9 protein-coding genes and 2 tRNA genes are annotated in these 9289 nt (G+C 53.2%); 6 read left to right on the plus strand and 5 right to left on the minus strand.

The window, feature by feature from the left end; translation table 11 throughout:
- Positions 1-971: 971 nt before the first annotated feature.
- From GXP52_07695 to GXP52_07715, 5 genes are all read right to left on the minus strand, one after another.
- The gene (locus GXP52_07695) at positions 972-1880 is read right to left on the minus strand and encodes a HipA domain-containing protein (protein ID NOY87165.1); all 909 of its coding nucleotides are present in this window, start codon (positions 1878-1880) and stop codon (positions 972-974) included.
- The gene (locus GXP52_07700; protein NOY87166.1) at positions 1877-2200 is read right to left on the minus strand and encodes a phosphatidylinositol kinase; all 324 of its coding nucleotides are present in this window, start codon (positions 2198-2200) and stop codon (positions 1877-1879) included. The genes GXP52_07695 and GXP52_07700 overlap by 4 nt, the downstream gene beginning before the upstream one ends.
- Entirely contained in the window at positions 2201-2398 is a 198-nt protein-coding gene (locus tag GXP52_07705; protein NOY87167.1) for a helix-turn-helix transcriptional regulator, read from the minus strand.
- A gap of 418 nt (positions 2399-2816) precedes the next feature.
- Positions 2817-2891, minus strand: a tRNA-Glu gene (locus tag GXP52_07710).
- A 6-nt stretch (positions 2892-2897) separates the two neighbouring features.
- Positions 2898-2971, minus strand: a tRNA-Gln gene (locus tag GXP52_07715).
- A gap of 533 nt (positions 2972-3504) precedes the next feature.
- Between GXP52_07715 and GXP52_07720 the strand changes: the two genes are divergently transcribed.
- The 6 genes from GXP52_07720 (at position 3505) to GXP52_07745 (ending at position 8995) form a co-directional block, all read left to right on the plus strand.
- Positions 3505-3942, plus strand: a complete 438-nt coding sequence (locus GXP52_07720; GenBank protein NOY87168.1) for an Hsp20/alpha crystallin family protein — start codon at positions 3505-3507, stop codon at positions 3940-3942.
- A 2-nt stretch (positions 3943-3944) separates the two neighbouring features.
- Positions 3945-5054 carry a molecular chaperone DnaJ gene (gene dnaJ, locus GXP52_07725; GenBank protein NOY87169.1) on the plus strand — a complete coding sequence of 370 codons (1110 nt, stop codon included), beginning with the start codon at positions 3945-3947 and terminating at the stop codon, positions 5052-5054.
- A gap of 3 nt (positions 5055-5057) precedes the next feature.
- A complete protein-coding gene (locus GXP52_07730; protein ID NOY87170.1) occupies positions 5058-5456 on the plus strand; it encodes a hypothetical protein in 399 nt (132 codons plus the stop codon).
- 77 nt (positions 5457-5533) lie between these two features.
- Entirely contained in the window at positions 5534-6385 is an 852-nt protein-coding gene (locus tag GXP52_07735) for a zinc metalloprotease HtpX (protein ID NOY87171.1), read from the plus strand.
- Positions 6386-6437: 52 nt separating this feature from the next.
- Positions 6438-7937: a DegQ family serine endoprotease gene (locus tag GXP52_07740; GenBank protein ID NOY87172.1), complete on the plus strand. Its 1500-nt coding sequence runs from the start codon at positions 6438-6440 to the stop codon at positions 7935-7937.
- Between the two features lie 422 nt (positions 7938-8359).
- The gene (locus tag GXP52_07745; protein NOY87173.1) at positions 8360-8995 is read left to right on the plus strand and encodes a cyclase family protein; all 636 of its coding nucleotides are present in this window, start codon (positions 8360-8362) and stop codon (positions 8993-8995) included.
- Positions 8996-9289: the final 294 nt, after the last annotated feature.

Below are 9289 nucleotides of genomic sequence, written 5' to 3' on the forward strand. Positions count from 1 at the left end.
TTTCGGAAATCCTAGACCAAATGGGGACACCTTGAAAATTTGTATTTGGCGAGCACCCCCAGCAGTTCTTAAAGTAACTCTTCTATGACACACAATGCAAGTGTAGGGCAACTCGGGGGGCCATACCTCATTTCCTCAGGTTTTGAAGTCGATAATTTGAGTATATGGTGCCAAGGCCTCAAGGCCTGGTGCCAGACCCCTGCGGGGAAGGCAGCGCCAAATCAGGACAACTGAGGTTTTTATTGGTGACCCCAAATGGATATTTCTCGGAGGGAATTTTTAAAAGGTGTTTCTACCGTTGTCTTTATGTCAACAATACCATCTTGCTTAGCCGACAAAATACAGCCAGACCAGCCGTTTAATGCTACGGTTAATGGTGTGATTGATATCGGTAGGACAATAACAGTCGAGGTCTCTGGTGAAACATATTTGAAGGGTGAGGTAGTGGACATAGCGTGTTGTTGCTATTTAGACAAACCATGGGACAGAGTTGTTATCACTCCCGATGGAAAAACCCGACACGAGTTATTTGTATATCATTCAGCTGTAATGGATGGTCGTACACTCTAAAAACAGAGCAAGGCACATTCTCCCAGCATTCTTCCAGCACAGAGACAAACCCGCGGGGTCGGTTCCAACCTTCGCACGAGGCTTCGGCTGACAGGCTCACCTTTCACACTTTTGGGCAACAATCCATAGCCTTTTCTGGACGCTTTTCCCGAAGTACTTACGAGTAATCCGACCTTGGCTTCAAATACATGAACATCATGGTTTTGAGGTGCATCTGCTAGAAGGATTGAAGGATTGGTGCCAGACCCTGATAGGATCGAACGTTCTTTATCCTGTTGAACATTGAACGTTGAACGTTGAACCTGGTCTATCCCTCTGGACTCTGGACCCTGGACTGATCGGGTCCCATTGAACGTTGAACCTGAAAGTGTGTGGGTCGGGGGTCTACCATTGGATTTTGGTCAGGTGGGATAAATTCGGGAAAATCGTTCTTCGACTATTGTTAAAAATGTTTCCCTGTCTTCATCACTGAGCTGTGAGCGGTCGCTCTCATCTTCAGCCATGCCTTTCACCGCGGACATTCTCGTAAAGATATCCGCGGCTGCCTTTTTCGGGATCTGGAGATATTCAGACAGCTTTTCAAAGTCGGCCCTGGTTATCCTGTTATGCTTTCCGTTGATAGTGAGCGCTGAATCCTCCTCATCCGGGATAACCAGTTTCGAACAGACGATATCGTAGGCCGGCGACAGCCTGAGTTTCCCGCTGTCATCCTCGAGGATGGAATAATTCTTCAGATGCGCGTCTCCGTTTCCCACGAGGAAACTCAAAAGGACTCTCTCAAACAACAACTGCGCGTCGATCCCCGGGAATTCCGACACCTCCCTTAGTTTGCGCCCGACCTGTTCGACGGATCCGGTGTATTTGTCGAGCCCCAGTATCTGTGAAAAGTCCTCGCACCGTTTTCTTTCGGCGGTAGAAGAGCGGTCAAAGCGTCGGACGACATAGGCCATGGTGCCGTCTTTCAGTTTGAACAGGCCGTGTGGCGGGACGTCTATCCTGAGTCCCCGGGTGATGTTCATGCAGGTGTTTTCGTTTTCCGGAAGGCGGCGGAAAGCTTCCGTCTGTGGTTTGAGGATATACAGTCCGCCGGAAGAGACAGGTACCAGGTTTCCCTTTTCCAGGGACATGATGAGTTTCGGCTGAACGCCCGAGATGGACATCTTTCCTGCCATCTTCTGGGCCTCCAGAGGAACGTCGGACAGTTTGAGACCGATTGAAGGAAGAGCGGACTTGTCGAAAAGCGCTCTCAAGCACTTCCGGTGGTACCCCTGTTCCTCCCCGCCTTTGTTGGCGCAAATCCCGCAATTCATGATTCTTTCCTTATCCACACGGCGCCTATTGTGTCCTCACAGGCATTCATCAGAAATCCAAACAGGTCCTCCTTGTCTATCTTGAGCGTCCTGGAAACGATCTCCCTGTACCAGCCCTCGGGCAGGAGACCTTTGAAAAAGGGAAACAGGTCCTCGCTTTCAAACGGCTCGGCCTGGAGAGGGAATGAAACGGCGATGGGATCCCCATCGGGCAGAAAGTCGGAATCGTACGTAAAGCGATAGCCTGCAGGGATCTTCTCGATGATGCCGGCCCGGCGGTTTTTAAACATCACGACAGCTCTTCGGCCGCGATCTTCCATTTAGATCTGACCCTTGACAGGTTCCAGGTGATACCCGAACAGCGCCAGCACCTGGTCGACTTTGTCCACGCGTACGGTTTTCTTCCCCTGCTCGAGTTCCCGAACGAATCTCAGGCCGACACCACTTCTTGTGGCCAACTCCTCCTGGGTAAGCCCTGCGCGCCTTCTCAACTCTTTTACTTTTTGTCCAATGGTCATATCAGTACACCCCGTATTTATCTATTGCGATATACCCCTTCGGGTATAATAACATCAGGAATACGCGAACATTACACCCTGTCGGGTATAACGTCAATGCAAATAATTAAAAACTATACCCTTTAGGGGGTAATTAGCCCGGTTGCAGTCATAAACTATACCCGATAGGGTGTAATGGGCAAACCCGTGGGGTCAGTTCCAACCTTCGCACGAGGCTTCGGCTGACAGGCTCACCTTTCACACTTTTGAAAGGATTGGTGCTGGACCCTGATAGGATTGAACGTTCTGCGCCCATTGAACGTTGAACATTGAACCTTGAACGTTGAACGTTCTTTATCCTGTTGAACGTTGAACTGGTCTATCCCTCTGGACTCTGGACTCTGGACTCCAAAAAACCTCGGTTTGACACCGAGGTTTTTGGTGACCCCAACGGGATTCGAACCCGTATTACCAACGTGAGAGGCTGGCGTCCTAACCGTTAGACGATGGGGCCGGCGATTGGCTGGGGAGGGAGGATTCGAACCCCCACATACGGAACCAGAATCCGTTGTCCTGCCATTAGACGACTCCCCAATTTTGATAACCTCGCAAAAAGTCCATTCGCGGCTTTTTGCTCCACGGAAAGCGAAAAGTGTCATTTTCACTTTCCTTACAAATCAACGACTTGCGTTGCAAGCCATTGATTTGGGCGTCCTCCCCGGACGCATTGATGGACTTTTTGCGAGTCCATCAATGTTGACACCTTCGTAAAAAGTCCTTCTTAGTCTTTTTCCCCCGGCGGGGGAGGGTGGCCCCTCCTCCGCGCAGCCTCTGAAACTATGACATTCAGGCTGTCTTGTCAACGGTAGGGCCCGAAATTCGTAATTGGCTTAGCTCGGCCCACGATCGGGGGGCCGGAGTGGCCTGTTTTTTTACGCCGATCCGGAAGAACACCACTTTCGATACGGTTTTCCCCCCTTGACATGATCATGGTCGGAATTAGATTTTCCATGGTACATTATCGACGACCTAGTAAAAAGTCTCTTCGAGTCATTTTACTGGGCGGGGGTGGGGGCGTTGCGAGTCCATCATTGCTACCATCGCTATTGCAAAAGGGAGGTTTGAAGATGGCTATTGCAAGGGAACCGTTTAAAGAGTTGATGGCGCTGCACGATCGTATGAACCGTGTCTTTCAGGGAGATACCGGCCGTGGGGACCTGGAAGAAGAATTCGAGTCTTCGACCTGGGCGCCTCCTGTGGATATTTACGAGACCCAGGACGACATCCTGGTAAATGTGGAGGTGCCGGGAGTCGATAAGGATCGTATTTCCGTGGAGGTCAAGGACGATGTCCTGGTGATTCAGGGGGAGAGGCCCTTCGAAAAGGACGTGGCCAGGGAACACTACCACAGGATCGAGAGGTCCTACGGAAGGTTTCGAAGGTCCTTCATCCTGAGCGTTCCGGTTCAGGTAGATGGAATCAAGGCGTCATACCAGAGTGGAATCCTTGAGATCACACTTCCCAAAGTAGAAGCGGCCAAACCGAAAAAGATCGAGATCTCCTGATAATGAAGGATTTCTACGATGTCCTTGGTGTTTCCAGATCCGCCTCCGATGCCGAGATCAAGAAAACCTACCGGCGTCTGGCACGCAAATATCATCCCGACGTCAATCCAGGCGACAAGAAGGCCGAGGCGAGGTTCAAGGAACTCAGCGAGGCCTACGCCGTTCTCAGCGACAAGGAAAAACGGGCGGAGTATGATCGGTTAGGCCACGCTGCCCCGGGCGCCGGACAGGGAGGTTTCGATTTCTCAAATTTCGGCTTTGGAACGGCCGGAGAGCCGGGGTCCGGGTCCGGTGGAGGAGCCGGTGGGTTCCACGTTTACGAGGACCTTTTCGGCGATCTCCTCGGCCGGTCACGAAGACAGGGTCCCGTCAGGGGCGATGATCTAGGTTATTCTCTGAGGATTTCTTTCGAGGACTCTTTCAAGGGTACGGAAGTTCCCGTTTCTTTTTCCCACTCAGCGGTCTGTGACAGATGTCGTGGGAAGGGAAGTGAACCGGGTTCTTCCACCGCATCCTGCCCCCGCTGCGGCGGGACTGGACAGGAGAAGATCGCTCAAGGTCCCATCCAGTTCGCTCACGCCTGTTCCCAGTGCCACGGGACCGGCAGAATCATTGCCAGACCCTGTACGAACTGCGGGGGGAGCGGCAGCCTGAGAAAACAGGAGAAGATCCGGGTAAAGATTCCGGCGGGCGTGGACACGGGCTCAAAAGTTCGTGTTGCGGGCAAGGGAAATGCCGGCAGTGGTGGCGCCCCCCCCGGTGATCTATATATCACCGTTGAGGTGGCTCCCCACAGATTCTTCCGAAGGGAAGGGGCGGACGTGTACCTGGACCTTCCCCTGAGTATACGCGAGGCGGCCATGGGCGACCGTATATCCATTCCCCTTCCGGATGGGACGACAACCCTGCTTACCGTTCCTGCCGGAACCCAGGGCGGGCAGAAACTCCGCCTCAAGGGTAAAGGCTTCCCCCGTCTCAAGGGCAGGGGAAAGGGTAATCTCTATGCCATCATAAAAATTAAGGTGCCCAAGGCACCCAAAGGCAAGGCTGCGGACCTTATTAAAGATCTCGATAAAGTTCTTAATGTGGACCCTCGAAAAGGATTGTGGTAGAATATGAAAGATAGAAAAGAGATATTCACTCTACCGGAAACCTGCCGACGTCTGGGGATTCTCCCCGCTGACCTGGAGGCCATCGAAAGTGAAGGCCTCATCGTTCTGGAGCGCGTCCAGGGCGAGAGGGTAATAAGCCTTGAGCAGTTTGAGCGTTTGGAGATGATCCTCAGGTTGGAGCGTGACCTTGAGATCAACCTTGCCGGCATCGACGTTATCCTCGATATGAGGGACAAGATGGATCAGATGCGGCGGGAGGTCGACGAGATTTTGGATTTTATCAGGAAACAGGTGTCCCGTGATCTTCTGGAGCTTCTGGGGGAGGATAACTTTCCCATGGCTTTGGGACCCGGGGAGCGGTTTCTGGCCATGGGCAGGAGAGGCAAAAAAGAGAAGAAGTGACTTCCTTGTGGAGGGGAAAATGTTTGATGACCTCGTGAAAAGTCATCAAGCCACTATACGGAGGTACGACTAATACCATGAAAAACGCAGCTAAAACGGCACTTCTTCTGGGTGCGATGACAGGCCTTCTTATGCTACTGGGCTCCCTGTTCGGGGGGCGATCGGGAATGATCTTCGCGTTCGGGTTTGCCATCGTCCTGAACTTCGGCAGCTACTGGTTCTCCGACCGTATCGTCCTGGCCCTTTACAAGGCCAAGCCCGTTACGGAGGCGGAAGATCCCGCCCTTTACTCCATCGTCAGAGATCTTTCCACCCGCGCGGGCCTTCCCATGCCCCGCGTCTATCATGTCCCCAGCCCTTCGCCAAACGCGTTTGCCACGGGGCGGAATCCGGAGCATGCCGTTGTGGCCGTGACTGACGGCATCAGGCAGCTCCTTTCTGATGAGGAGTTGGCGGGGGTAATCGGGCACGAACTGGCCCATGTCGGCCATCGTGATATTCTCATATCATCCATGGCGGCAACACTGGCCGGCGCAATAATGCTGCTTGCCAATATGGCACGCTGGTCCTTCTTCCTGGGAAGGGGGGGGGATGATGACAGCAATCCCGCCGCCCTTTTTGCCACCGCCATCCTGGCGCCCGTTGCGGCTCTCCTCATACAGATGGCCATCTCCCGATCGAGGGAGTTTCAGGCGGACGAGACAGGCGCCCGGATCAACGGCAACCCCCTGGCCCTGGCATCGGCCTTGGAGAAGCTCTCAACGGCTTCCAAAAGCGTCCCCCTGCCCGCCAGGCCGGAGACCTCCCACATGTTTATAGTAAAGCCGTTCTCAGGCAAGGGGGTGCTGGGGCTTTTCTCGACCCATCCCCCGGTGGAAAAGCGGATTGAACGCCTAAGAATCCTGGCCAGGAGCCACAGGACGACCTAAATGGACAAAATCACCCGAGGGGAGAGAAAATAGAAAGAGGAGGATTGGAACAATGAAAACAATGTTCCGGCGAGCAACGTTAGGCCTGGTTGCGGTCGTGTTTCTGGTAATAGGTCTGGTTGTGGCATCACAGCTATCCCTTACCCCGTCTATCAAGGCGGGTACAAACAACCTCTGGACCGACGGGGTCACCACTCCAAAGGCGGACCGCCCCGGTTCATTTGCCGACCTGGCGGAAAAACAGGGCCCGGCGGTTGTCAATATCAGCACCGCGACCGTTATTAAGAGCAACGGCAACGGCACTCAGATGCAGAACCCCTTCGGCGAGAACAATCCCTTCCGTGATTTTTTCGGGGATGAGTTTTTCAAGCGTTTTTTCGGCGGACCCAAAGGGCACCAGTTCAAAAAGAGGGCCTTGGGGTCCGGCTTTGTCATTACGAAGGATGGTTATATCGTCACCAACAACCACGTGGTTGACGATGCAGACGAGATCGTGGTCATTCTCGCGGGAGGGGATGAATATCCAGCAAAGGTTATCGGCAAGGACAAGAAGACCGATATCGCACTCATCAAGATCAAACCGAAGAAGGACCTTCCCATATGCCGCCTGGGAGATTCCGATGCCATGAGGGTTGGTGACTGGGTCGTTGCCATCGGCAACCCCTTTGGACTGGGGCACACGGTGACGGCCGGCATCATCAGCGCCAAGGGGCGTGAGCTGGGGGCCGGACCCTATGATGACTTCATCCAGACCGACGCCGCCATAAACCCGGGTAACAGCGGCGGACCCTTGTTTGATACCTCCGGCAACGTTATCGGGATCAATTCCGCCATCTATACCCGAAGCGGCGGCAACCAGGGGATCGGGTTCGCTATCCCCATCAACCTTGTCAAGAGTATCGTCTCCCAGCTCAAGGATAATGGCAAAGTGACCCGTGCCTGGCTGGGTGTCCTGATTCAACAGATAACCCCCGAAATTCAAAAGGGCCTGGATTTGAAGTCCCGGAAGGGCGCCCTTGTGGCCGATGTTGTCAAGAACGGACCCGCGGATAAGGCCGGAATAGAGCGGGGCGACGTGATCATCCGGTTCAACGATCAGAAGGTCGAAAGCCAGCATGAGCTTCCAACCATGGTGGCCTACCTTCCCGTGGGCAGAAAAGTGGACCTGGTTGCCCTGCGCCACGGCAAAAAGATGACTTTTCACCTGGTCCTGGAAGAGATGAAGCCTGAGAATGAGGTCGTTGGGGCCGGGGAGCCGGACAAATCGCTCCAGACCAATCTGGGACTTACCCTTCAGAATGTTACCCCCGCTATTGCCGAGAAACTGGGTCTTAAGGCCGCGGAAGGGGTTGTCATTACATCCGTGGAGCCCGATAGCCCGGCTAAGGATGCCGGTCTTCGCAGGGGCGACGTAATCCTGGAGGTCAACCGGAAGAAGGTAGAAAACGTCGATGGGTTAAACGGCCTTATCGAGAAGGCCAAGGATAAGGATTCGATCCTGTTCCTGATCAACAGGGCGGGGAGGACAATCTTTATCGCTCTCAAAAAATAGCCGGTATCCGGCGAACCGGCAAAAACAGCAGTTCAAGGGGCTCCTTCCAGAGCCCCTTTTTAATCCCGGTTTAGCCGGCCAATGCTTGCCGTTCTTTGCCGTTACTGCACTTGTCATCCATAGTCTTAGAGAGAGTGAGGTCAAGGTCCAAAGCTAACTCATCACAGCGCAGCCGGATTAAAGGCTGCTCCACAGGGTTTTAAAAGAGGGTTTTTAAGAGTGTAGCCTGAATAAAAAATAACTGGTTTTACCCTGTTTAATAACCCTGTGTACCCTGTGTTAAATTAGCTTTTCTCCCTTGTCGTTGGATTTTTCCCCTGTTGGATTTTCCCCCTTTGACCTCCCCGTTCCGATACCGTACTATATGCGGCGTCGATGAACTTTTTGGTCCTGCTCGTTTTTATTAAAAAGGGGGATCGGACATGAAAACCAGACGGATCTACGATGTTTCAATGAGCATCAGGGATGGGATGGTTTCCTGGCCCGGAGACGCACCGGTAAAGGTCCAGAGGGTCAAGTCAATGAGCCGCGGCGACCGGCTGAACCTGACCAGACTGGACATGAGCGCCCACACGGGGACCCACATGGACGCGCCGGTTCATTTTGTCGATGGGGCGGGCGGCATTGATACCATCTCTCCCTCGCTGATGGTGGGCCCGACGCTGGTGGTGGAGGTGCGGGGGGTAAAAATGATCGGCGAGAATGACCTGAAAAACGCCCATATTCCGGCGGGCGTTCACAGGCTTATCCTGAAGACGGACAATGTCGATCTTTTGGGGAAAGCCGAGTTTAATGAGTCATACTCCTGTCTCGCGTCCGACGGCGCCAAGTTTCTGGTGGATATGGGAATCCGGCTGATCGGTATCGATTATCTGTCAGTGGCCGAATTCGGCAAGGGCGACAAAGTGCACCGAATCCTTCTTACCCAGGGGGTGGTGATCGTGGAGGGGCTGGACCTGCGGGGGGTGCCCGCGGGTATGTACCACATGGTCGCGCTGCCCCTTAAAATCTCCGGGGCCGATGGCGCTCCGGCAAGGGTTGTGCTATTTAGCCAATAATCTTGATGACTTTGCAAAAAGTCATCAATGGACTTTTTACGACCCTATAAAAATTGATGATTTCGTAAGAAGTCATCAACGCGCCCATTAGGGGGCGCTCAAATCGAAGATTTGTGAGGAAAGAGAAAATGACATTTTTCGCTTTCCGTTGAGTAAAAAGCCATGGATGGACTTTTTACGACCCTATAAAAATTGATGATTTCGTAAGAAGTCATCAACGCGCCCGCTTAGGGGCGCTCAAATCGAAGATTTGTGAGGGAAGTGAAAATGACATTTTTCGCTTTCCGTTGAGTA

It is taken from the genome of Deltaproteobacteria bacterium (assembly GCA_013151915.1).
In the GTDB taxonomy this organism is placed as follows: Bacteria; BMS3Abin14; BMS3Abin14; order BMS3Abin14; family BMS3Abin14; genus BMS3ABIN14.

Coding starts and splice junctions, on each gene's coding strand:
- GXP52_07695 (NOY87165.1), bottom strand. CDS start 1,880: ATGAATTGCGGGATTTGCGCCAACAAAGGCGGGGAGGAACAGGGGTAC.
- GXP52_07700 (NOY87166.1), bottom strand. CDS start 2,200: ATGGAAGATCGCGGCCGAAGAGCTGTCGTGATGTTTAAAAACCGCCGG.
- GXP52_07705 (NOY87167.1), bottom strand. CDS start 2,398: ATGACCATTGGACAAAAAGTAAAAGAGTTGAGAAGGCGCGCAGGGCTT.
- GXP52_07720 (NOY87168.1), top strand. CDS start 3,505: ATGGCTATTGCAAGGGAACCGTTTAAAGAGTTGATGGCGCTGCACGAT.
- dnaJ (NOY87169.1), top strand. CDS start 3,945: ATGAAGGATTTCTACGATGTCCTTGGTGTTTCCAGATCCGCCTCCGAT.
- GXP52_07730 (NOY87170.1), top strand. CDS start 5,058: ATGAAAGATAGAAAAGAGATATTCACTCTACCGGAAACCTGCCGACGT.
- GXP52_07735 (NOY87171.1), top strand. CDS start 5,534: ATGAAAAACGCAGCTAAAACGGCACTTCTTCTGGGTGCGATGACAGGC.
- GXP52_07740 (NOY87172.1), top strand. CDS start 6,438: ATGAAAACAATGTTCCGGCGAGCAACGTTAGGCCTGGTTGCGGTCGTG.
- GXP52_07745 (NOY87173.1), top strand. CDS start 8,360: ATGAAAACCAGACGGATCTACGATGTTTCAATGAGCATCAGGGATGGG.